Raw genomic sequence first — 24,734 nt, 5'->3', positions numbered from 1 at the left:
AATCAGTTTTTTTCGCAGATGTACAAAAAAAGCAAGTCATCTCGCTGACCTGCTTTGGATTTGATTTCTTGTATTTTCCTGCCTCAGATATGCTCAATATACATCTCATTCAAAATATGACCCATACGATATGTGTGCTCTGCCAATTCAGATTTCACATATGATTCAATATCACTCTTTTCGATATTGTACAAGACCTCAATTTCTTTAGAAAAAAGAAGGTGTCCCTCATTGATTTTCTGCTCCAACGAGGTTATCTGTTTGGGTTTCAGATCACCACCAAGCACCTGCTGAAGTGCTTGCACATATGTTTCAAGAGAACGCGCTCCGACGATTTTCAACCCTTGATTCTCTTCATTCACAATGATAATTGATGGGAAACCTCTCACTCCCAAACTAGCCACACTCTCAAAGTCTTCCTCTAATAACTCTTGTGCAGATTGCTGTGCAGCCGCCTCAACCACTTCTTTACCATTCAAGCCCAGTTGATTGACGATATCGGTCAGCACATCATCTTCTCCAATATTTCGATTAAATGCAAACACGGCTTCACGCGCACGTCTTAAAAAGTCCTGTTCTTTCCCAGGCTGCGTATTCTGAATGACCTTAAATACGCGAGATGGCGGATAGGAAGAAAGTATTGGATTATCATGCCATAAGGAACCGTCGATGGGCATGCGTGAATGTTCACCCACTTCCTTCCAATGCGCTGCAACGTCCGAAGGTTTCTGAATCCCGTTAGCACCATCCGAGAAACCATTCCAGTTAGCCAATAGCCCACCCATTTTGATTTGCAGCGTAAAATAATGGCCGTATTCCTCAATAAACCGATGAAGCACAGGCTCAAGCGCCCAGCAGTGAGAGCAGATCGGATCTGTTGCGTAATAAAGAGTTATCCTTTTCTCAACGTGATTCAGATTGATTTCTTGCATCGCCTCTTCCTCATTCACACCACATACGCCTGTTTCCAGATCACACATCATTGATTCGTTACTCACGTTATCCCGCCTTTATATTGTCTTATGAATTGATTTTCCTGTGTTAGTTTGATTATAATGTCTACAATCTTCTGAACAAGTACGATTCTTTTTCTGACTTAGTATCAAAAAGTATACTATTGGAGGGTATCAAGTGAAATACGAGTTTAATTTTGATCAGTTATGTCCAGCGACTTATGCATTTCAGGTCATTGGAGGCAAGTGGAATCTTCCGATCCTGGCAATCCTCAGTGAAAATGACTGTATACGTTACAATGAATTAAAAAGAAGACTGCCTGGCATTACCGGAACGATGTTAACGAACTGTTTGAAGGATTTGATTCATTCCGGCATCGTGCATCGGGAGCAATATAACGAGGTGCCACCGAGAGTGGAGTATTCGCTCACAGAATCAGGCAAGGAATTGGTTCCTTTAATTGAATCCATGGTATTGTGGGGTCAGAAAAATATGAAAGCAGGCGTGAAGCAACAAGATATATAACATCTGGCCTTATGTAACCCCTAAGTTTAGATCTTCATTTTTGAATCACTCTGTACACTTTGTTCAACGGCAAAAAGGCTATTTCACTGGACCATCATGTCCTTTGAAATAGCCTTACCTTTATAAATACAAGACGACCGCTTGTTTACGACGTGTACACATCTAACTATTCAGGTCGTCATCTTCCTCATTTCCTAAATACATAACCGTTTTTTCTCCCTCAACCAATCTAATGATCTGCTTTCGTAATTTTGAAGGAAATAAAGGTAGTTCGTTTATATTTTTAATTTCGAGCCATTCATATTCCACTTGATTTTCGTCAATTGGCAGAATAGAACTATCTTGGTCTATCAATCCTATGTACTCGCATAAAAAAACAAAATCTACACGATGAAGAGCTTCACCGTATACCCCTTCAATGACAAATTCCAGTGATAACGGTTCTACATCTATTCCGATTTCTTCCGCAACTTCACGCTTCACAGCATCCGTCAAGGTTTCACCTGCATTCTGGCTCCCACCAGGCAGGATGTAGATGACTTCATCATTATCATCCTGCTTCATTGCAAGCATTCTCCCGTCTTTAATGATCAATGCTTTTGCAGAATTTCTAATCTTTCTCTCCATTGCTAATCCCCCATATATATCTGTATCATGTTGCTGAAGGTTGATTCCATTTAACATCACGATCTCCATGAAGAATATCTTAACACATACATCTAAACAAATTCTGAACAATCAAATCAACTCACTCTTGGCGACCTCCATGAAAGCAGCCATGGACGGAGAGATCCATTTTTCCCGATGCCAGAGCATTTGCGCAGAAAAGGATACATCTGATAAATCCCACGGCAGAGCAACCACTTCCCCTTCGCTCAACTCTTTCTTCAAAGCCATTTCAGGTAATAAAGCGATCCCTAGGCCAGCCACAACACATTGTTTAATGGCTTCTACACTATGAAACTCCAGCTCTGTCAGAGCATCCACACCTTTCTTTGTTATGGATTGATCAAAATGAGTGCGATACGAACAGTTCTTTTCGGTCAGCAAAAAATGCTGTTTGTGGAAGTCATCAATGACCAACTCGGAACGCGATGCTAACATATGATCGGGAGAAACCACCATTTGAAAGGTCTCATCCTTTAAAAACTCTGATTGAAGGTCTTTGGAATTAATAGGCTCATCCAATACAAAAACGACATCGGCATGCCCTTCTCTCAGACTCGATTTAAGCTCTTGCCCAGACAAGGGGCGGAACAATAACCGCACACCAGGATAGTCTGCTCGAAAGCGTTTGAACAAGGCTGGAAGAAGATATGCACACAGCACTTCGTCTGCTCCGATCACAACCGTTCCCGCCAATTCTCCGTGCTGACTGGATATGCACTTTGCTTCCTCTACATCGTTTAAAATCTTAGTGGCGTAAGGCAGAAACTGTTGGCCAGCATCCGTTAACACGACCTTTTTGCCTAATCGATCCAGCAATTTTACACCAAGCTCTTCTTCCAGCGATTTGATTTGCATGGTTATGGTAGAGGGTACATAGCTCAATAATTCAGCAGTTTGACTAAAGCTGCAGGTCGATGCAAGTGTCCAAAAGGTTTTTAGCTGGCGTATTTCCATGAGTCACGTACCTCCCAAGTTCAAAAAAAATGAATGATATGTTCGATAACGTTTCGTTGAATTGATAATAGACGTATTGTAGAGTGAAATCAAGTTATTACTATTTTATAAGGAGAATCAATCTATGAACGATTATGAAACATATAACCTTGGAGATACATTACTTCGATCGGGACAACAGCTCCCTCAAGCCTTTATCGCTTACAAGACCTATGGAAACTTAAACGCGGCAAAGGACAATGTTATTGTTGTCCCAACATGGTTTGCTGGAATTCACACAGATAATGAATGGTTAATTGGAACGGACAAGGCACTGGACCCCAGTCGTTATTTTATCGTTGTGCCCAATATGTTGGGTAACGGGTTATCGTCTTCTCCTAGTAATACCCCTGCCCCATATGATAAGAACAACTTCCCTCTCATCTCCATGTATGACAATGTACGTGCCCAACATCAACTCATCACTCAAAAATTCGGTATCTCCAAAATCAAACTTGTTGTGGGCTGGTCTCTGGGAGCCATGCAGGTTTATCAATGGGGAACCAGTTATCCTGAGATGGTCGAGCGTATTGCCCCCTTTGGCGGAACGGCAAAGAGCAGACCCCATACACAGTTGGTATTCGAAGCAATGATCGCGGCGTTACAGGCAGATTCGAATTATAAAAATGGTAGATATGAACGCCCTCCGGTTGCTGGTCTCGCAGCGATGGGAAGAGCTTATGCTCCATGGGGGTTTTCGCAGGCGTACTATTTGGAGAAATTGTATCAATCTGAGGGTTACGACTCCTTGCAATCTTATGTAGAAGATTACTGGGATCAGGTATTTCTTCCCTTCGATGCTAACGACTTGATTACCATGCTGCGTACAGGAATCTATGGAGACATTAGCGATAATCCCGTAGATGACGGCAACTTCGAACAGGCGTTAAGCAAGATCACCTCTCCTGCACTCGTTATGCCAGGATCAAGTGACTTGTTCTTCACGCCAGAAGACAGTGCGTATGATGCTCAGCATATGCCAAACGCGGTGTATCAACCTATACAGTCCAAGTGGGGACACTGCTTTGGAATCGGAGCAAACGAAGAGGATTCACTCGTTATCGATCGTCATCTAAAGCAATTTTTGGAGACATGAGTAAAAAAAGAAGGAGTACAAAGTAAAAAAAGTGCACAAAGCTCATTATTCTTTTCTCCGCTACAACTCAAAAGTAAAAAAAGATACCAGTTCTCGTCAATAACCTTTATATCCCGTTCCCCCTTTCTCGTTTAGAATATTTTCAAGAAAGCGTTATTGAAATATGACTGATAAGGGGGAAAAGAAATGAACAAGAAAACGAAAGCCTTAGTCTTGTCTGTGTGCATGTCAACCTTATTACTCGCAGCCTGTAGCAATGGAAACGGTGCTGATAAAGGTTCAACGACGGACACGGATTCCAACGAGGCTGGAACGACAACCATTCATACCGTAACATCAGAATACTCCTCTGCAAAATATCCAAAGGGCGACGATATCACCAACAATGTTTGGATTAAGCGATACAAAGAGAAGTTTAATATTGATGTCAAAACAGACTGGGTTAGCGATGAGTACGATACAAAACTCAATTTGGCTATCGCATCGAACGATCTTCCTGACGTATTCAGAGTTAATCCATCACAACTGAGACAGTTAGTCGAAGCAGATATGGTCATGGACCTTACCGAGGTATTTGATCAACACGCTTCAGATCGTCTCAAAGGTTACATGGAAGCAGATGCGGACAGTTACGAGTCTGGAAAGAAAGACGGTAAGCTATACGGGATACCACAGATGCACTGGGGATTAATTGAACAACCAGACTTCATCTGGATCCGGAACGACTGGAAAGAAGAATTGGGAGTCCCAGATCCAAAATCTGTGGAAGACATCAAAAATATTGCACTAAAATTCATGGAAAAGCACAGTGGTTATGGTATAGCGGTAGACCAATCGTTGGATTACCTCAACCTGCTTGCCATTGCATGGAATGCGCATCCGGATATGTGGATGGAGGATAGCACTGGAAAACTCGTGTACGGCTCCGTGCAGCCTGAGATGAAAAATGCGCTGGCTGAGTGGTCAGAATGGTACAAGCGAGGCATCATTGATCCGGAATTTGCAATCAAAGACTTTAATGCGATGAACGCGGATATCGTAGCCGGCAAAGTGGGAATGCAGCCTTATTACCAATGGTGGGGTTATAATCCGGGTGTCGATACGGTATCCAATCTGGGTAAGGACGCCATCTTCTACCCTTATATCATCCCTACCGTTGATGGGAAAGAAGCCAAACAATCCATCTTTTTCGCTAACAACAATTATATCGTCATGAAAAAGGGATTTAAAAGTCCTGAAGAAGTGATCAAAATTTTGAACGACTATGCTTATATTGTGGATGAAGGCAATGGCAAGGAATCCACAGAAACGTTATCCGCCTTGCTGGACAACGATATTGCCCATGTTGTTGGAGCGTTCCGTGTACTTAATCCGAATTCCGATTACGAGCAATTTGAGGCGGTCTCCGCTGCCCTTCAATCCAAGGATACCAGTGGACTCACGACTTCGGGTATGTGGCAAAAATATAACAACAGTGTGGAATTCATAGAGAATGCAACCCCAGGAGCAGTTGGTGATTATTTGCAACAAGGGGCTCCAAAGAACGCGTATGGTCTTGCCAAGAAAGTACTGGACAGCGAGAACTATACAAAGACGGCCTTATGGGGTGTTACGCCAGAAATACTTTCAAGCTACGGCACAACCTTGGATGATATCCTGACCGAAGGTTTCACCAAGATCATTATGGGTAGCGAAAGTATCGATTATTTCGATGTTATTGTCCAAAATTGGCGTGCAGCTGGGGGCGATGACGCAACTCAGGCAGTTAATGAAGCCTACGGGAAGAAATAATCTCGTTTGTCACAAAGAGGGGATGAGGGTGATCTCTCCCCTTTATTTGATAGCGATTACATTTGGCGTACAAGGAACGGAGGAATATGTATGTTGAGAAAATGGAAGCAGCAGAGTCCTTACCATCTCATGTTGATCCCAAGCCTGGTCTTGGTCTTCATCTTTTGTTACATCCCTTTCTACGGACTTATTATTGCGTTTCAGAAGTACAATCCGGGTCTCGGCTTCAACTCGCCATGGGTAGGGTGGGATAATTTTACCCACATATTTAATCAGCCGAACTTCGTAAGAACGATCTGGAATACATTGTACATGTCTGTCTTTAAGATTATCGGTGGTATAATCGTACCCGTAATTTTCGCATTATTGCTTAACGAGGTACTACACAGTGGAATTAAACGTACATTTCAAACACTTGTCTACATTCCGAACTTCCTCTCTTGGGTCATTATGGCTGGCATCATGCTGGATATCCTTAGCTCCGACGGTATTATCAATACATTTCTAAGTGTATTTGGGATTGCACCGATCTCCTTCCTTGGCACACCCTCTATTTTTCCTTGGACGATGATTGTGAGTGACATATGGAAAGGCTTCGGATTTGGCACGGTTGTTTATTTGGCAGCTCTGACCAGTATTGATCCGGGACTTTATGAGGCCGCAGTGATCGACGGAGCGAAACGGTGGAAGCAGACCGTCTACATCACGTTGCCTCTCCTCATGCCAACCATTGTTTTAATGACCGTACTTTCACTTGGGAACGTACTCAATGCTGGCTTTGACCAAATCTATAATCTCTACTCCCCTGTTGTTTATCAGACCGGTGATATTATTGATACCTATGTCTACCGTTTAGGAATTCAACAAGCACAGTATTCAATTGGTACCGCTGTCGGGTTATTCAAATCGATCATTTCCAGTGTTCTCGTTGCTGTATCGTACATCCTGGCTTACAGAGTGGCTGGCTATCGTATCTTCTAAGAAGGAGGAACTTACATTATGATCTATGATAAAAGTATGAGCAGACGTGTATTTCTTATCATAAACTACACCATATTGCTTCTAATCTCTCTCCTATGTATCCTGCCGTTTATCAACCTGCTGGCTGTTTCATTCAGCAGCAGCGCGGCTGTATCTGCGGGGAGTGTTACGTTCTGGCCTGTGGAATTTACGACAAAAGCCTATGAATTTGCATTAACTGGAGGATCATTTTTCTCCTCTCTCTGGGTAGCCATTCAACGAACCGTTATCGGAACGTTGGTGAATCTGGTTCTGATCGTACTCACGGCTTATCCCCTCTCCAAATCAAAACAAAAATTGATGGGGCGTAATATCTATATGGGATTTTTCATCGTAACCATGTTATTCAGTGGAGGTCTAATTCCAACCTATCTGGTAGTCGTCAAAATGGGACTGATCGATTCCATATGGTCTCTGATCCTGCCTGGGGCCCTCCCCGTATTCAGTATGATTATCCTCATGAATTTCATTCGGGGGCTGCCCGAGGAGATTGAAGAATCAGCCATTATCGATGGTGCTGGGCCTGTACAGGTATTGCTTCGTATTCTACTCCCACTTCTCAAGCCCGCTCTGGCTACGGTTGGTTTGTTCAGTATCGTTGCTCACTGGAATTCGTGGTTCGATGGCATTATCTATATGAACAATCCAGACAATTATCCATTACAAAGTTACCTCCAGACCCTTCTGCAAAGTTTTGAGCAAATCATGCTGAAATCTGGGTCAGATTATACGCAGCTGTTGTCCATGATGAACGCCAGGACGGGGCGCGCCGCTCAGATGTTCCTGGGTGCCATTCCGATTTTGCTTGTGTATCCATTCTTACAGAAATATTTCACCAAAGGTTTGGTGTTAGGTAGCGTCAAAGGGTGAACAAAAGGGCTTGCAGTTCATACTGCGAGCCCTTTGTTTATATCTAAACTTATTTTTATGATCGCTGTACTGCATTATGAGATGCATAAATGAAAGCATGAATGACTATTTGGCTTCTAGGATGGCAGGCAGCAGAATGGAGAAAATGGTACCTTCACCCATTTTACTCTCCACCTGTATTCCATAGGGTTTCCCAAAATGAAGTTGAATTCGCCGCTGCACATTATGCAATCCAATCCCATTCGTTCCCGTACGTGCACCGGACTTCTCTTCCAATAGATTCTGCATCGTTTGATGATCCATCCCCACGCCATTATCACAGATTTCGATCACAACTTCATCCAGCTGTGATTGAATCCGAATAGTGATGATTCCGTCTTCTTCCAGTTCGGCCAGACCATGAAAAATCGCATTCTCCACAATCGGCTGCAGGATCATTTTGGGCATGCGATAATTCAGCAGTCTATCCTCAACCTCATATCTCATCTGAATACAACCATAGTACCTGACATTCTGAATCGTTACGTAATTCGCTATATTATCGAGTTCTTCACAAATGGTTACGAGAGTTCCATCAGATTTTGTTGCATAGCGGAGCATCGAGATTAGTGCATCGGTCATTTCCACGATTTTATCAGCCTGCTGCATCGAGGCAATCCATTTCACCGACCCAAGGGTGTTATACAGAAAATGAGGCTTGATCTGGTCATGGAGCGCACGCATCTCGGCCTTGGCTTTATCTATCTCTTCCTGCTGCATCCGTTCGACCAACCGTTTCAATTCGTGTGACATTCTGTTGAACCGAATGGATAAATGGCCAATCTCATCTCTGGAGCCAATAGGTACAACTTGTTCGAACTGACCTTTCTCCACTAGAGCAATATTCCGCAGCAATTTTTTAATGGGAGTTGTGATCACGTGAGATAAAAAGATGGATATGACGGCAGCAAAAAGAACAATAACGATGGCAAGCGTCACCAGATTACGGCCCAATATTTTGCCATCAGCAGTCAGTTCATCCAAAGGCATATATAAGTAAGTTGTCCATTTTTGCTGACTAAGGGGACTGGTCACCACGACATTTAGTGATTCAGGCGGACGAACGTTGTCACGGAACAGTGTCCCGATTAATCGTTCGTTCACGTTATATACGATCTTGTCATCCTCATCAACAATCATGAATCTGGAGCGCAGCCCTTCCTGCAAGTTGCGGTTGACGATTTCAATGAATTTGATATCAATGCTGACAACGATCACGCCAAGCAGTTTTCCACTAGTCACATCATGAATTTTGCGTGCGTGTGACACTGCCAGTATTTTATTCTCCAATTGCTCGTCGATTCGTGTTGTGAGGGTAATGGTTCGATCCTTATCATGCATGAACTTTTTAAACCACAATTCGTTTGCTACTTTGAAGTTTGGATCAATGGGTTGATGTGGACTGACAAAAAGGTCTTGCCCCCCGTTCATATTGTAGAGGTAGATGGAGAATACGCGATCTTTCATCATGATATAATTCATCAGAATATTGTATGCGGCAATCTCATGATGTTCATCACCCTCTCGCAGGAAATCCTGTATAGGGAAACTCCCTTCATGAGTCGCAGACAGATTGTCACTAAGGCCATTGCTGGCTAGCAGCGAAATTTTCTCAATCTCCTTGAGGAACTCGTCAATGCGGATATTCGTTTGTTTGGCCAGATCGTTTAGCAACGTTGTATAGTTCTGTGCCAATAACCGCTCTGAGGAGTAATACGAATTGATGGTCATCACCAATACCGGAAGGATAATGACCGTCATACAGATCACCATAATTTTGTACTTGATTCGGAAGGGCCGAACATGCTTCATATGCTGCACCTCTATTCACCGATTACATTCATCCCTGCTGTAATTCTCGATATTCCTCCGGAGTGACCCCTACCGATTTTTTGAAAATTTTACTGAAGTACGTGTAATTATGGTAGCCCACCTTTTCTGCGATTTCATACACTCTCATTCCTCTGCTCAATAGATACGCCTTCGCATGTTCAATTCGAACTCGGGTCAAGTACGTGATAAAGTTCTCTCCTCGTTCCTGTTTGAACACACGGCTGAGATACGACGGATTCACACTGATTTGGCTAGCGATACTTTGCAGTGAGATATCTTCCGCATAATACTTGTCGATCAATTCAGTGGCGAGATCGGTGTACGTGCTTTCCTGTTTGATTTGGGAATCGGTTTGGAAGTAATATGCAATATGAGCAAGCATATCTTGGTGGATATCCTCCCAATACTCCCCCTTTAGAACGATTTCATAGGGTGATTTTTCTGTTAAAGAAGGAGCACCTCTTTCCGTAGCGCGGGATAAATGGGAATGTATCGTTTCCATTACCATGATATATTGCTTGCGAATGCTATTCTCATCCGCTCGTAGCTGTTCCAGGTTGGATCGGATTCCTTCAAGGAACTCTTCCGCCATTTTGTTGTCTTTGCTTACCCATAACTTCAACAAATCTCGTTCTTGTTGCGGGCTTAAAGCCCCCTTAACTTCATGTCGATCTGGGGATTGAACCATATCATCGTAATGCAACACCTGGTTGCTTCCTGTGAAGAAACTCTGTTGGAGAGCCGTTTCTGCCTCTTGGCAGGCCTTCCTGATGTGAAGAAAACCGGAAGTCATTCTACTCACCCCAGCCGTGAGCGATAGATTCATAAAATCCTTGATTGAAGACAGCAATTTATTACATAGTTTATTCAAGTCGGCATGTACAGATTGGCTCTCAGGAAGTACATTGACGATCACCCAATATTCAGAGGAACTTTCAACAAAAATCTCTTTCTCCCACTTCGAAGGAATAATCTCTTCCATAATATTAAGAATCGAAAATCGGAGCAGCTTTTCCCCTTTCTCTACATATTTCCGCTTTGCATCCTCGTAATAATTCACGATGAACTTCATGACAACCAACTGGTCCGAACGTATACGAAAATGTAGTTCTTCCGCTTTGGTGATGATATCCTCCTCACTAATGAATCCGCTTACAATATCTTGGAAGAAACTATCCTTTAGATATCTTAGGCTCTTGGAATAGTCCTGTGTTATAGAGGGTGTGTTGGTTGGGTGAACATGTTCACTTTGCAGTTTCTGTCCAACCGTGCTCAGGAGGTCAATAAGGGAGGATTCGGTGATCTCACTTTTAATCAAGTAATCTGAAGCGCCAAGTTTTAGCGCCTCTTTCACATAATGAAATTCGTCAAAATTACTCAGGATGACATACTTACAGGTTTTCAGTACGCAGGAGGCCTCTTGTATAAGCTGTAGCCCATCCATAATCGGCATCTTGATATCTGTAATAATTAGATCAGGCATCACTTCAAGCGCAAGGCTTAATGCCTCTTTTCCATTTCCCGCCTCACCAACAACATAGAAATTGTACTCTTCCCAATTCAGCATGGAACGAATTCCAACCCGCATGAGCAATTCATCATCTACGATCATCAGTTTATACATGCGTATCCCCCAACATGAACCATTTTTAGATATTTTACCATTAAACGGACTCTTGCAAAGATGTCTAGCGAACCTTATTGAATTGCGGGTATCATAAATAACACTTTTACAGAACATACGTTCCTGTTATAATCAGGTTATCGTATTTGGTGTAACATAACATGCCCACCTGGAAAGGATACATATCATGAATTTATACAAGTTTGAATTAACGGTGAACGGATATCTATTACGTGTTCATTTCAGTGCATCTGAAGAAAGTGGATTGAAATGGTGCAAACGAGTTGCTTCTGAATTCCAGAATAACGTTGCCAATCTGGAGATCAAGGTTGATATACATAAAAAGCAGAAACAACAGCATGCACGGGATTATCACGGAAAGCCATATTTGTATGATAGGACACTAAGGAAAAAGCCGCTTACCAAGAAAATTAAAACGGCTGAATCATCTGCTATTATGTAAAGCTAAATTAACATTGCCACTTAACAAGTTTTCTCAATAGATAGACAAAAAGACTAAAGAACGACTAATTGATGATAACATCAGTAACGTTCTTTAGTCTTTTATGAAAGTACTATCGACACCTTGAGTAGACTGAAATTTCTTTCACGCCCCGGCGTCTCCAATCATTTGTCGTTCAATTTGTTTCATCTCATAGAAATAACCTTTTTGCTCCATCAGCTCGGAGAAAGAACCTGATTCCACAATCTTGCCTTGGTCCATGACCACAATCCGATCCATCTCTTCCAATCCCGTCAACCGATGGCAGATCAGGAGAAGTGTATCTTCGGATGCCTGTGCCAGAAGATGCTGCAATACACGTTTCTCTGTGACGTAATCCAGCGAAGAAGTCGGTTCGTCTAGAAGCCACAACCGTCCTTTGCGCAGCATGGCCCGTGCGAGAGCCAGCCGCTGCTTCTCACCATCCGACAGGTTCTCCCCTTTTTCATATACCATGTCGGTCAACAACTTATTCGGCAGTTGGACTTTATCCAGCACAGCCGACAGTTGTTCATCTGAATGTTCTTCTCCATTCAGCAACAGGTTGTCCCGGATGGTTCCCCGGAAGAAATGGCTTTGCTGCAACACAACATTTGCCCTTTGCCAAATACTCTCCTCATTCAGTTCCTGCACCGGAACATCGTTTAACCGTATATCGCCAGATGTTGGTACACGCAGCTTGAGTAACAAATCGATAATCGTTGACTTACCTGACCCGCTCGGCCCGACAATCGCTGTTTTGGAGCCTGCTGCAAGTTGCAGGGAGAGATCTCTCAGCGCCGGTCTCCATTCCCCTTCATATTGAAAGCTAACACCGGATAGTTCAATCGAAACCGCCTGATCGGCTGACACGTCACCGCTTGGCTGAACAGGTTGCACATCAGAGGTCTGCACCGTTTCCGCCAGTCGCTGAGCAGCGTGTTCACTATCCTGCTTATATAGAGGTAATATAGCCATTGCGGCAGCTTCTTCGAATACGGTCTGCGTGGCCAGGATCAGCATGGCAAGGAATACACCGGCAAACGCTCCATTCACAATTAAGAAGGCACTGAGTGCTAGCACACCCCATGTAACGAGATACGTCACAAAAACGTGCATGGATTGCCCACGCAGCAGGTGCGAAGCGGCTTGTTTCTGTTCTGTTGCCAATGCAGCAGAAGCCTGCTGAAGCTGTTGCTCACGCTGTTCCAATTGGCCGTATACTTTCAAATCCCTGAAACCATACAACACTTCGGTTACTTCCGTGGACAGCAAGGCCCGTTGCTGACGGACACGTCCGTGTATTTTTCGCTGACCTAACAAGACAATACCTGGTACAACAAATGCCGTAATCAACATACCTAGGACTAACAAACACGCAATCCAGATCGAAAAGGCCGAAGTGAACAGCATGGTAGCCAAAAACACCATAATGACCATGATGGGTGGATACGCGACCCGCAAAAAGTAATTTTGCAAGCTTTCCACATCACCTACAATCCGTGCAAGCAGATCCCCGCTTCGGTTTTTGTTCAATATACCTGGCGTTACCGGGATCAGTTTGGCAAAAAAGGACGTCCGCAAGCGGCTCAGCATGGAGAATGTCGCCCTGTGGGAATACAAGCGTTCTCCATAACGACTTGCCGCTCGAAGGAAACCGAGCAGTTTGACCATGGAAGTGAGTACAATTAAGGTGTACAGCGGTGGCGCGAATACCGTTTGCGATATCATATAGCCACTCGCGGAAAAAAGAGCTACCCCTGCTATGCCGGCGATAAATCCGCCCAATATCGAAAGCAAAATATCTTTGCGCTCCTGAATCATCACTTTTGACAGAATCGTCAGCTCATTCATGCTAACCCTCCTTTCCGTTGCACATCCACCATCTCCGCATATTGAGGCAGGCGCGCCAGAAGCGCTTCATGATGTCCTGAATCCACTAACACCCCATTGTCCATAAACAAAATGTTGTCCGCATGTTGAATTGTATATAAACGGTGTGCCACCGTAATCATCGTTGCCGTTTTGGCTAATGCCGCAATGGATTGTTGCATAACCCGCTCGGTGTGCAGATCCAATCCTACGGTGGGTTCATCGAACAAAATGACAGCTGGTCGCTTCAGAAAAGCACGTGCCAAGGCAAGTCTTTGCTTTTCCCCACCAGACAGCCCTCTGCCCCCTTCACCAACAAACGTATCCAAGCCCTGCTCCAATTGTGCAACAACGCCAGCAAGCCCTGCTTCTTCTGCCGCCTGCTCAATTTCAGCTCTGGAGACGTTCCGACCCGCGCCAATCGCGATATTTTCGGCAAATGTACCTGCAAAAATATACGGATGCTGTGTAATATAGCTAACACGTTCAAACCATGCAGCCTCATCATGCTGCGAAAGCTGGCTTCCTTTAACCAGAACCGCTCCCGAATCTGGTTTCAGTAAACCGGCAATGAGATGAAGCAGCGTGGTTTTACCTGAGCCGCTTTTGCCTACAATAGCAATCTGTTCTCCCGGTCCAATCGAGATCTGTCCTGTCTCAAGTCCAAAGGAATCAGGTGTGTACTGGAATCGGACATCGTTCAGTTCAATGGTTGGTGGCATTGGAATCAACTCGGCACGAGCTGTACGAAGCTCTTCCGTCTTTGCAATTGCATCGACATCGGTTAATTCGCTTTGATCCGATCCTTCTTCAGGCTCCGTTTGTGTGCTCTTGATACTTGTTTCCTCAAGCATTTGTTCCACCTTACGAATGGCCCCCATACTGGTTCGACCGCTGTGAAAAGCCGTTCCTGTATTCTTCAACAGACTGTAAAACTCAGGGACGAGTAACAACACGAGAAAGGCTGTGTGGAAGCTCATCGATTTGAAAACCAGTAATTGAATAGCCAGTTCAAGCGCGACAATACCAATGCTTAACATCACGATCGATTCCAGCATAAACGTATTTGTAAATGCAATCTTCAAAATGCCCATGGTGGCATCACGATACCCCAGACTGCTGCGTTCAATTTCCTGCTGCTGACGTTTAGCCCGTCCGAATATTTTTAACGTAACCAGCCCTTGAAGCGAATCCAGAAACGTACCGGAAAACTCAGCCAGTTGCGCGTATTTTTCTTCTGATTTGTTCTTTGTCTTGAGCCCAACCAAGATCATGAACAGCGGGATAAACGGTGCCGTAAACAGCATAATCCAGCCTGTGTTAGAGTGCTGCGTAAACGTAACAACCAGAATCAGAATCGGGATCATCGCAGCTTCCATCATACGCGGCATGTACTGACTGAAATAACTGTCGGCCTCATCCACAGCATCCAAAGCAACACTGACCTTTCCTCCCGTCTGTCCACTCAGGGTTGAAGGCATGGAAGCGCGGGTCAGGTTCTGCAACACAGATGCTCGCATATTTGTCTTGGCGCGTGCTGCCATATGCAAGCCCACTTTCCCATTACCATACGACAACAGTGAACGTGCGGCCATAACAGCCAATAATAGGACAAGTAACAGGATCACTGATGAAAAGGAAGCTTTCTCTACAAAGATTCGCTGGACTGCTTCAGCCACCAAGGTGGCCTGGCTTATAATAGCTACACCAAGGGCCAGCGAAATGATGGCAAGGAGAAGTCTGTTTTTTCGTTGTAAAGACATTTGCTGCGAGATCAGATTGGATTTGCCTCTCCTCTTCATTGAACGCTCCTCCTTTATTTTTTCCCTTTCACATAATCCGCATCAAACAGGAACAGTTTGAAGACCAGGATTAGAGAAGGAATTAACAAGCACAGACCACCGATAAACACAACGACGAGTGCAAAGCCCATTGCAGGTGATGTGGCGCTGCTCTGAATGGTGATGTATGGATCGAGAATGTAAGGATATTGCCCAATCCCGTAAGCGAAAAAGGCTGTGAGAAATTGCAGCATGATACATATAAAAGCTAAACCGTAACGCCGTCCGTTATATAACAGCCACATGGCAATCATGAAAAACGCAACAGAAAGCGCCAGCAGCCACCATAAATCCATCATATTTTGAAAATGACGCTCATTGTGTTGACCCAAATATATAAATGCAGTCAGCGCGAGAATAATGGTCGGTGTGCTCCAGAACAAAGCATAGTTCCGCATGAGCTTCAATGCCGAATGATCCTCTGCCCGAGAAGCGTAAAATGTGAGAAATGACCCGCTAATGAACAATACCGACACGATGGCCAGTCCAACGATGCTCCACGATAATGGATTTGTAAATAGTGCCCAGTAATCCAGGGAAACGGTATCTCCCTGCTTCAAAATAAAGCCACCTTCAGAAAGGGTCAGTGCCACTGACAATGACGCCGGAATAAGTAGACCCGTAGCTCCATATAAGAACAAATACACGATACTTTTTTTGGAACCATAATTTTCGAAAGCATAGAACGACCCACGAATGGCAAGTAGAATGACGGCAATACTTCCTGGAACAAGCAGCGCGGAGCCATAATAATAGGCCGTGTCCGGGAAAAATCCGACGATACCAATATAGAAAAAGACAAAAAATACATTGGTGATCTCCCAGACCGGTGATAGATAACGGGAGATCAGACGATTAATCAGATGATCCTGCTTTGTCAAGCGTGCGTAAAAGGCAAAGAAACCTGCTCCAAAATCGATGGAAGCTACAATAAGATAGCCGTACAAGAACAGCCAGAGTACCGAAATACCAATTAATTCATAACTCATTATGCCTGGCCCCCTTTCTTGGCTGATTGATCATGCTTCTCCTTCAACCATTTCTCCATCTCGAGTTCAGCAGGATTATTATTGAACAACCGTCTCAGTACGACGACACACATAACGCCTAGCAGGATGTAGAGAAGCAAGAAGACGAAAAATAAAATTCTCACACTCGGTGAAGAAGTAGCGGCCTCTTCTACCCGCATATAACCTCGGATGATCCATGGCTGCCGCCCGATCTCTGCATAGAACCAACCCATCTCAACGGCTAGAAAAGCAAGCGGTGCACTGAGTGCAACCATACGAAGCATCCACTTGTTAAACTGATTACGTTTCTTCCAGAATACAAACAGGAAGTACAGACTTGATATAGCAAGCAGAGCGAATCCAATACCAGCCATTAGATCAAACAAATAATGCACAAGTAAGGGCGGGTGTTCATCTGGTGGAAATTCGTTCAGCCCGGTTACCTCGGCGTTAAAGTCTCCAAAGGCAAGGAAACTGAGCAGTTTCGGCAAATGAAGAGCGCCTATAATTTCATGTTCTGCATTCAGCCATCCCAAAAAAATCAAATCCGCTCCGCTTTCCGTCTCGAAATGCCACTCGGCAGCTGCGAGCTTCTCCGGTTGATGCTCAGCCAAAAACTTGGCAGATACATCTCCAGCTAAGGAATTTAATAAACTGAATACCAGCACAACGGCCATCATGAGATTCAAGCCTTTTTTGTGGTACGCGGACACTCCTTTTCTCAGCATCGCAAAGGCTGCTATTCCTGCTAACAGGGCAGCTCCTGTCAGATAAGCCGAGCTTAATACATGGAACACTTTGGAGAACGTCGCCGTATTCAGCATCGCTTGCACTGGGTTCACTGCCATGAATTGGCCTGCTTCCATGACAAAGCCTTCAGGCTGGTTCATGAACCCGTTCACTGTAGTAATAAAAACAGCAGACATACCTGCCCCGGCGACAATTGGAATGGTCAGCAACCAGTGGATATACGGATTTTTGAACCGATCCCACGTGTACAGGTAAATGCCCAGGAAGATGGCTTCAAAAAAGAACGCGAATACTTCCATAAATAGTGGCAGTGCAATGACATTCCCGGCCAGCTTCATAAAATTCGGCCATACCAGGGCCAATTGCAGCGATATCGCTGTGCCTGTCACGACACCAACTGCGACAGAAATAACAAACCCTCGTGACCATCTCTTCGCCATAAGTATGTAATGGTGATCTTTCTTCCGAATGCCGATGAATTCTGCAATAGCGATCATCAAAGGTACACCGACACCAAGTGTTGCAAAAATCACGTGGAACCCGAGCGTCAAACCAGTCACCAGCCTGCTCCATAACACCGTATCAATAACCATTCGTTATAATGCCTCCCTTCAAACTCTGTTCAATTTTGAAACATTCAATATCAGCTTCGGCCAAGCTCAATGCATAGTTGCGAAATATTTCACAAAGTTAGGTACGACGATCTCTTGCCACACCTTTAATGCGTTTACTCCTGTTGGCTCCCGATTATAACAAGCGCTGGATGCCTATGAAAACCTGATATTGATGCACTTCAAGTACTGACCAAGCCTATTAATCAAAATTATTATATCTTTATTTTTACCTAATTCAATCAAAGACACGTCTTCTACCCTAAACGTTCAAGAAAGGATCAACTCTTTCTGACAACTTGGTGAAAAACAAAAAATACACCCAATGGAGCTATTGATTCATTGGGTGTAAACGTGCTATTGCACGGCAGATTCGCTATTTACTTGCTTACTTGCTCCGGACTCACCGCACCTGCCTCGCGACGTACGCTCATGATGATCAATGATGCAGCTAATACCGTAAGGATGATGCCAAGCATGTGAAATCCTGTCACATTAAATGTATCTCCCATAACAATTCCAATGAATAACGACGATAAGATGGTCCCCAGGTAGCGTGATGTATTAAAAATACCCGATGCGACTCCAATCATTTCTTTGGGTGTGCTTTTGAACAGTGCTGCTTGCATGCCAACCGCGTTTAGGCCGTTACTTATTCCAAATAAAGCTAAGGCAACAATGATTATGAAGATTGGAGAAGTTTCATTCATAACAACGATCAATATAGAGCCCAATGTCATTAAAGAAGCGGATACGATCAGCGCTGGCCGTGATCCTGATCTGTCAATCCAGCGCCCTGCAATCGGAGCAATAATGACTGAACATAACCCCAAAGCTAGCATACTCATTCCTGTATGAACTTCATTGAGATGTCGTATCTGCTTCAAATACGTAGGAACTCCAAAAAATAGTGCGTAAAACAGGATATTTACCAGCATGTATTGCACATTCACCCAAGTCATCTCGGGATATGTGGCAAAGGTTCGCAGAGGGATGAAAGGCGTGTCTGCTTTTAATTCATGTCGAATGAACATAACGAGTGCGATTAACCCGATCGCTCCTGTCAGCAGATGCCATGTTGAAATATCTCCTGTGGGATTTACTGAAAGTAAACCGATGAGCAGAGTTACCAAGGCTACCGTAAACATCAGGATGCCTGGTGCGTCAATTAACGCAAGCCATTTCCGAATGGACATGTGACCAGAGATAGACGGGGATTGCTCGTCCTTCGGGATTGTTTTCCAGGCGAACCAAAAACTTGCCAAGACAAACGGAATATTAACGATGAATATGCTATGCCAATCCCACCAATGAATCAATACTCCACCAATAAAGGGCCCGATCGCAGCCGCTCCAGAAAGGAATATAGCCAAGGTGGACAAGGCGGAGGCTTGCTTGTCAGTCACGTTAATTCTGACAATCGCCATTCCGACGGCCACCATCATGCTTGTGCCAATCGATTGAATGATTCGGAATACGATGAGCCACGAAAAACTGGGAGACCACGGAGCTAGCATGGATGATATAAAAACAATAATAAGACCCATGAGGAATATCTTCCTGCGGCCAAACAAATCACTACATTTGCCCATGACGGGTTGAGCGACAGCACTGGCAATGTAAAATGATAAAATAATCCACGAAACGGCTGTAAAATTAAGTTGATACACTTGTTGTAATCTTGAAATAGCCACCGAAATCATGGAGGAATTCAACGGATTCAACATAATTCCGAGTCCAACAGCTAACATCAATCCTTTATTTCGAACGTTCATCGGTGCATCACTCCTTCTTCTGCTGTCATCTTACTTGAAAACATTCATTTATTCCAACGCATTATATGTTATGATTTGATGAACTAGAAGGAATGAAGGAATGGTGCAAATGGAACTTCTTCAACTAAAATATTTCCTGACGGTGGCCCGATGCGAACATGTTACGGAAGCTGCGGGAAAGCTGCATGTCACGCAATCCTCCCTGAGCAAAACGATACAACGATTAGAGGATGACCTCGGAGTCCCTTTATTTGATCGAATCGGGAGAAAGCTGCGATTAAACGACTTTGGAAAAACATTTCTTCAGCGAACTGAAAAAGCCTTATTTGAATTGGAACAAGGAAAGCGGGAAATCGCTGACCTCTCCAACCCGGATCAGGGTACACTGCAATTGGCGGTGACTACGGCAAGTACTTTGCCAGGTATACTACGGGAATTCCGGAAAAACAAACCGGACATTCAATTTCATGTGCAAATGGTTTCGTTAGAAAACATGTCCAGACTTCTACATCGGGGCGAGGTGGACTTTTGTCTCTCCTCCCCTCCGATTCATGGTGACGATATAGAATGTCAGATCTTATATGACGATCCGATTGTAGTCGCTGTTCCTATGGGTCATCGATATGCAGATCGAAGCAGCATTCAATTAACCGAGCTTAAGGACGAGCGGTTTGTTGGGGTGAAGCAAGGGTATGGGGTTCGTGATATGGTAGATTCCGTATGTCAATCCGTTGGTTTTGTACCGAAGTATGTATATGAAGGTGATGAGCCTGCAAGATTAACAGCCCTTGTTGAAGCGGAGATCGGTCTCGCGTTTATACCTAGCACAGCCAGAAATCCGCATGAGCGCATTAGATATCTTCAGGTAGAGGAACACAAGCTCGTTCGGGAAATCGCTCTACTTTCGCACAAAAACAGGTATATTTCAAAAGCCGCTTTAGAGTTTCGCAGCGTGGTTATGGACTACTTCAGTGCTATGCCATGAGCATACATTCAATACAGAGGAGAGGTCATTTTGATATTAAAAGCAGAAAAATTTGATCATATTTCAGAGACAGAACGGCTAGTCATCCGACCATTACAGAAAGACGACTATGAAAATTGGTTATTTGAATTCGAAAACCGCTTGCCCTCCCAACACCGTCATGATAAAGGGAAAATGGATATGAGTGAATGTACACTGGATTGGTTTCATGATCTGGTAGATCGACATCAAGAGTTAGCGCGTACAGATGCCGTTTATGTATTTGGTGTGTTTAGAAAGCATGATGGTACACATCTGGGTATGATTGATATTGCGACCTTGGCAAGAGATGATTTTCAATGGGGAAGCTTCGGATACACGATCCATAATCAGTATTGGCGAAAAGGTTATGGGAAAGAAGCAGTGAATGAAGCACTTCATATTGCATTCGAACATCTGAAATTCCACCGCATAGAAGCTCATATCAATGTGGATAATACCCCTTCCATGAAACTAGCAGAGAGTGTTGGTATGGAATTTGAATGTCTACGTAAAGGGTTTATACACGAAAATAATGAATGGACCGATCACTTGGTGTATTACAAAAATTCTAATTAATCTAACCCCACCGATAATCAAAAGAGCGAACAAAGCACTTGCGTGCCATGTTCGCTCTTCTTCATGAATCCATATTACTGTCTTCGCGTTACTCACCCAAGCTGTTCCAGAATGATTGAAATGTGCCTTTCTCCACTTCCAGGAATGCCGGAACATTACCGTAACGAACCAGACCTTCACCGAATAGAACCAGTGGGACCTGCGTTTTATCTTCCAATGTGAGATAGATGATCTTGCGATCTTCCTTGCCGTAGAGGTTCTCTTCCAATTCCGGGCTCGTTGCGATTGGTTTGGCAGCAGATAACGCCGAGATAAAGCTGTCCAGTGCTTCATCCGCTGCTAACGGTTGAAGCTGCTGCAATCCGTTATTCCAGCTGTCAAACGTTTCCCATTGCGCAGAAGTGATGTTGCCTTCGAGATGTAGCTTGCCGATCAGATCGGCACCAGTACCAATGGTGATCCCGTTGTTCTTGTCAAATAGTTGAGCATACACCTGACCATCGATCTCGGTGTAAGACATGATGCGGAAGTCCTTATCGTAGCCATTGACCGCATAGATGTCAGCTTCGCCAATGTTGGAAGCAAGTTCCGAGTATTTATCCTGGCCGCTCAGCTCATCAATGCCGCCAGTGGTGGTCCCCAGTTTATCCCCCCGCAGGTTGAGTGCATTGGCGCCTTCAAGCAATGTTGGGGACTGTGTATAGACGTTTCCTCCATACACGACCAATTGCACCATATCAGCCATCGCGCCTTTGACCTGTGAATCCGGCAACTCCATCTTCGGAATCACGATCGGATCGAACGACGTGCCTGGAGTCACCGCTGCCACCTGTGGTGTTGGTGCGGCTGGTCCATTGAATTGTTGCCATACACTTGGCGCAGCCAAGCCAATACTGGCAGCGATAACGACACTTGCTGCAATGTATAATGGTTTACGTTGACGTTTTGGTCCCTGATGTTGCGTGTTTAAGGATTGCTCTACCCGTTTCTTCATTTGTTCGTTTGCTTTCATATGATCCACCGCTTTCTTATAGTTTTGTTTGAATTGTTCTTCGTTCATTACAGTTCCTCTCCTTCCAGCTCCAGTTTTAACAGCTGTCTGCCTCGTTTTAATCTCATTTTCACTGCTGATTCGCTAATCTCCAGGATCTCGCTGATTTCTCGGATCGGATAATCTTCGTAATAATACAGATGAACCACCGATCTATACTTGACGGGCAGTGACAGCACAAGTTCGATCAGCGCGTGATCTTCAGGGTTGTCTGTTGTAAGGGGATCGACTCCCTCCAGCTTAACCTCCCGTTTACGCCAGCCTCTGCCTAATAAGGATTTGCAATGATTGGTGATGACCCGAATCAACCATGCTTTCTGATGCTCCGCATCGTTGAATGTAGGTGCTTTTTCTATTAGTTTGATGAAGGTATCCTGAGTGGCTTCCTCCGCGTCTTCTCGTCTGCCGAGGTGCACCATGGCAATCCGGAACAGCGTATCCGCGTATGTCTCATAGACTTTCATCACATGATCGCCCAGCTGGGGCACTGATCGCTGCATGGTTGTATGCCCTCCTTTATACCTCTAACACTCTTACGGACGGCATTTGGTCACATTTTGTTTTAGGATTTTTTTGCGTTCATTCTTTTCGTTCCAAATAAAAAAAGAAAGCAGCCCCGTTTAGGAGTTGCTTTCTTCATGTTCATCCACATTTGATATGGGTTCACCAACTAGAATTCTTTCTGTAAAAGCTCGATATTGTCTTCCAAACTGCTGTCCAAGCTTACGCCTACCTTCTGCAGTTTGTTTTCGTAATATGTCTTCACATCTTCCCATTTATAGTACGGATAGGTCTTTGTTTCAATCGGGAAGGCAATCTCTCCTTCATTTCTAAGCATTTTTACGAGAATATCCTTACCATTGGAATACAGAATCCATTGGATATTTGCCCCCATCGGTGAGATAACCGAGCCATTCCAGTTTTGGGTCACGTCCTGCGGTTTATCAATGCTCACATTAGCTCCGGCGATATCCAGGAATGAAGATAATGGAATGATGGTTTCTGCGTGAGCAAAACGAAATATACCAGCCGTGTCTTTCTGCTGAATGGACTGTTCGGTAGACACGATCAACTCTTTGACCAGAGGTGCAATGATATTCTGCGGCAGATCCGTTGACGTTAAAGATGGACCTTTTTCATAGAAATCATTGATATTGTCAATGCTCTCGTACCATTTCAACTGATTAGCCGTGAAATACCGCCCGAATTCGAAGTCACCTTCTCCTTTAATATTCGAAGATATGATGTAGAGTTCGTATAAATTAGAAGCAGCCTCGGTTGGGTTGCTGAGCTTCACTTTTCCCTTCTCATCTTTCAGTTCAAACTCTCCAGCGTTCAGCCGTTGATAAAAGTCTTCAGAGAAAAATTGCAAAAGGACCTCTTTTGCATACCGCGTTCCAGTCCTCTGTGTGACATAATCCTCGTATAATTTAACCCAGTCTCCATCTTCTAAGTACTCGTTATACTTCGTAGCCAGGTCGTAGGGCCGTAGATAGGGGTCTTTCCCTTCTTCAAAGGCTGAAGCCAGGATGTCTACCTTGTTATCTCCCAAGCTTTCCTCTAACCCGTCAATAAACTGATCTCTGCTCTGGGGCGTTCGATCTTTGAAGGTGGCCTGAGCAATTACTTTTTTATCTGATGTAAATAGTTCTCTGAAATTCTGCCCGACTCTGGTTCCTATTCCTTTCAGTTCTTCTCCACCCGTAGTGGATAACAATCCATAGTGGTCTTTTTCAACCTTCATCAGATTGCCAATTTCCTTCTTCAGCTCTTTGCCCAGATTAGTGATCTGCCCATCCTTCTCAGCGATGTCAAGCAGTTCAAAGAGCGTCTTGTCGTACTTGGAACTGGATAGATGTCTGGAACCGTGTCTCCCTATGTAGTTAATAAATACGGGTTCATATCCATTAGGAGCTTTTGTATAACTTGTTGCCTTAAAAGGATATGGCGTTTTGGTGCCGCGGTATCCCTGCTGATCGTTCATTTTTGCTCCAACAAATACCGATTGGGTGTTGTTATCCCAGTCTACCTCTTGCCCCAGGGCCTCTCCAACAGCTCTTGCCGGTACATAAGTAACTCCATTGTAGAGAAACGACTCTCCTTCCACCCTTTGTCCGTTCACGACCACATTAGCCGATTGTTCAGACACTTCGATCATGCGTTTGGAGCCTGCACCATATACGTCAAACACACTTACAGACGTTAACATGGCGAGTGATGCTACTGAAATCCCGATTTTTTTGATCATCATATTGAATCGTTTTCTCCCTTGATATGCTCGTATTAGTTTTATTTTCGCTCATCATACTATAGGTGAGAAGTGTCTGCGCAGTATCCATCCTATGTT

Annotated in this window: 21 protein-coding genes; 8 read left to right on the top strand and 13 right to left on the bottom strand. The window is 44.2% G+C overall.

The window, feature by feature from the left end:
- Window positions 1-83: 83 nt before the first annotated feature.
- A complete protein-coding gene (locus ACE04G_RS26640; protein WP_237175337.1) occupies window positions 84-998 on the bottom strand; it encodes a DsbA family oxidoreductase in 915 nt (304 codons plus the stop codon).
- A gap of 133 nt (window positions 999-1,131) precedes the next feature.
- Here ACE04G_RS26640 and ACE04G_RS26635 point away from each other — a divergent pair, with 133 nt between their 5' ends.
- Window positions 1,132-1,479, top strand: coding sequence for a winged helix-turn-helix transcriptional regulator (locus ACE04G_RS26635; RefSeq protein ID WP_449004764.1), 348 nt, complete (start codon window positions 1,132-1,134; stop codon window positions 1,477-1,479).
- A gap of 162 nt (window positions 1,480-1,641) precedes the next feature.
- On the opposite strand, the gene ACE04G_RS26630 is transcribed toward ACE04G_RS26635, so the two are convergent.
- Window positions 1,642-2,163 (bottom strand): NUDIX domain-containing protein, encoded by a 522-nt coding sequence (locus ACE04G_RS26630; RefSeq protein ID WP_486095153.1) that lies wholly within the window; start codon window positions 2,161-2,163, stop codon window positions 1,642-1,644.
- A 54-nt stretch (window positions 2,164-2,217) separates the two neighbouring features.
- Window positions 2,218-3,102, bottom strand: a complete 885-nt coding sequence (locus ACE04G_RS26625) for a LysR family transcriptional regulator (protein ID WP_339185167.1) — start codon at window positions 3,100-3,102, stop codon at window positions 2,218-2,220.
- A 124-nt stretch (window positions 3,103-3,226) separates the two neighbouring features.
- Between ACE04G_RS26625 and ACE04G_RS26620 the strand changes: the two genes are divergently transcribed.
- The 4 genes from ACE04G_RS26620 (at window position 3,227) to ACE04G_RS26605 (ending at window position 7,918) form a co-directional block, all read left to right on the top strand.
- Window positions 3,227-4,237, top strand: a complete 1,011-nt coding sequence (locus ACE04G_RS26620; protein WP_339185165.1) for an alpha/beta fold hydrolase — start codon at window positions 3,227-3,229, stop codon at window positions 4,235-4,237.
- A gap of 186 nt (window positions 4,238-4,423) precedes the next feature.
- A complete protein-coding gene (locus ACE04G_RS26615) occupies window positions 4,424-6,028 on the top strand; it encodes a type 2 periplasmic-binding domain-containing protein (protein ID WP_339185163.1) in 1,605 nt (534 codons plus the stop codon).
- A 90-nt stretch (window positions 6,029-6,118) separates the two neighbouring features.
- Window positions 6,119-7,009: an ABC transporter permease gene (locus ACE04G_RS26610; RefSeq protein WP_221821140.1), complete on the top strand. Its 891-nt coding sequence runs from the start codon at window positions 6,119-6,121 to the stop codon at window positions 7,007-7,009.
- A gap of 18 nt (window positions 7,010-7,027) precedes the next feature.
- Window positions 7,028-7,918: a carbohydrate ABC transporter permease gene (locus tag ACE04G_RS26605; protein ID WP_307412710.1), complete on the top strand. Its 891-nt coding sequence runs from the start codon at window positions 7,028-7,030 to the stop codon at window positions 7,916-7,918.
- A gap of 105 nt (window positions 7,919-8,023) precedes the next feature.
- Here ACE04G_RS26605 and ACE04G_RS26600 read toward each other — a convergent pair whose 3' ends face one another.
- Both ACE04G_RS26600 and ACE04G_RS26595 read right to left on the bottom strand, forming a co-directional pair.
- Window positions 8,024-9,769 carry a cache domain-containing sensor histidine kinase gene (locus ACE04G_RS26600; RefSeq protein WP_221821138.1) on the bottom strand — a complete coding sequence of 582 codons (1,746 nt, stop codon included), beginning with the start codon at window positions 9,767-9,769 and terminating at the stop codon, window positions 8,024-8,026.
- 28 nt (window positions 9,770-9,797) lie between these two features.
- Entirely contained in the window at window positions 9,798-11,414 is a 1,617-nt protein-coding gene (locus ACE04G_RS26595; protein WP_221821137.1) for a helix-turn-helix domain-containing protein, read from the bottom strand.
- 187 nt (window positions 11,415-11,601) lie between these two features.
- Between ACE04G_RS26595 and ACE04G_RS26590 the strand changes: the two genes are divergently transcribed.
- Window positions 11,602-11,877 carry a hypothetical protein gene (locus ACE04G_RS26590; protein ID WP_221821136.1) on the top strand — a complete coding sequence of 92 codons (276 nt, stop codon included), beginning with the start codon at window positions 11,602-11,604 and terminating at the stop codon, window positions 11,875-11,877.
- A 144-nt stretch (window positions 11,878-12,021) separates the two neighbouring features.
- Here the strand turns inward: ACE04G_RS26590 and cydC are convergent, their stop codons facing one another.
- The 5 genes from cydC to ACE04G_RS26565 all read right to left on the bottom strand — a co-directional run bounded on the left by cydC (window position 12,022) and on the right by ACE04G_RS26565 (window position 19,754).
- A complete protein-coding gene (cydC, locus tag ACE04G_RS26585) occupies window positions 12,022-13,749 on the bottom strand; it encodes a thiol reductant ABC exporter subunit CydC (RefSeq protein WP_449004763.1) in 1,728 nt (575 codons plus the stop codon).
- A complete protein-coding gene (gene cydD / locus ACE04G_RS26580) occupies window positions 13,746-15,569 on the bottom strand; it encodes a thiol reductant ABC exporter subunit CydD (protein WP_449004762.1) in 1,824 nt (607 codons plus the stop codon). The genes cydC and cydD overlap by 4 nt, the downstream gene beginning before the upstream one ends.
- 14 nt (window positions 15,570-15,583) lie before the next feature.
- Entirely contained in the window at window positions 15,584-16,597 is a 1,014-nt protein-coding gene (locus tag ACE04G_RS26575; RefSeq protein ID WP_179086461.1) for a cytochrome d ubiquinol oxidase subunit II, read from the bottom strand.
- Entirely contained in the window at window positions 16,597-17,961 is a 1,365-nt protein-coding gene (locus ACE04G_RS26570) for a cytochrome ubiquinol oxidase subunit I (RefSeq protein WP_449004761.1), read from the bottom strand. Before ACE04G_RS26570 ends, ACE04G_RS26575 begins: the two co-directional genes overlap by 1 nt.
- Window positions 17,962-18,359: 398 nt before the next feature.
- Window positions 18,360-19,754: an MFS transporter gene (locus tag ACE04G_RS26565; protein ID WP_449004760.1), complete on the bottom strand. Its 1,395-nt coding sequence runs from the start codon at window positions 19,752-19,754 to the stop codon at window positions 18,360-18,362.
- A gap of 109 nt (window positions 19,755-19,863) precedes the next feature.
- Here ACE04G_RS26565 and ACE04G_RS26560 point away from each other — a divergent pair, with 109 nt between their 5' ends.
- Entirely contained in the window at window positions 19,864-20,739 is an 876-nt protein-coding gene (locus ACE04G_RS26560; protein WP_449004814.1) for a LysR family transcriptional regulator, read from the top strand.
- A gap of 30 nt (window positions 20,740-20,769) precedes the next feature.
- Window positions 20,770-21,336: a GNAT family N-acetyltransferase gene (locus ACE04G_RS26555; protein ID WP_237175349.1), complete on the top strand. Its 567-nt coding sequence runs from the start codon at window positions 20,770-20,772 to the stop codon at window positions 21,334-21,336.
- Between the two features lie 88 nt (window positions 21,337-21,424).
- Here the strand turns inward: ACE04G_RS26555 and ACE04G_RS26550 are convergent, their stop codons facing one another.
- From ACE04G_RS26550 to ACE04G_RS26540, 3 genes are all read right to left on the bottom strand, one after another.
- Entirely contained in the window at window positions 21,425-22,396 is a 972-nt protein-coding gene (locus ACE04G_RS26550) for a hypothetical protein (RefSeq protein WP_449004759.1), read from the bottom strand.
- Window positions 22,396-22,887 (bottom strand): RNA polymerase sigma factor, encoded by a 492-nt coding sequence (locus tag ACE04G_RS26545; protein WP_036615805.1) that lies wholly within the window; start codon window positions 22,885-22,887, stop codon window positions 22,396-22,398. Before ACE04G_RS26545 ends, ACE04G_RS26550 begins: the two co-directional genes overlap by 1 nt.
- A 170-nt stretch (window positions 22,888-23,057) precedes the next feature.
- Window positions 23,058-24,638 carry a histidine-type phosphatase gene (locus tag ACE04G_RS26540; protein ID WP_221821128.1) on the bottom strand — a complete coding sequence of 527 codons (1,581 nt, stop codon included), beginning with the start codon at window positions 24,636-24,638 and terminating at the stop codon, window positions 23,058-23,060.
- Window positions 24,639-24,734: the final 96 nt, after the last annotated feature.

The organism is Paenibacillus sp. AGC31 (assembly GCF_057334655.1).
The sequence above is the reverse complement of the archived record's forward strand: the minus strand, read 5'-3'. Positions and strand labels throughout refer to the sequence as shown.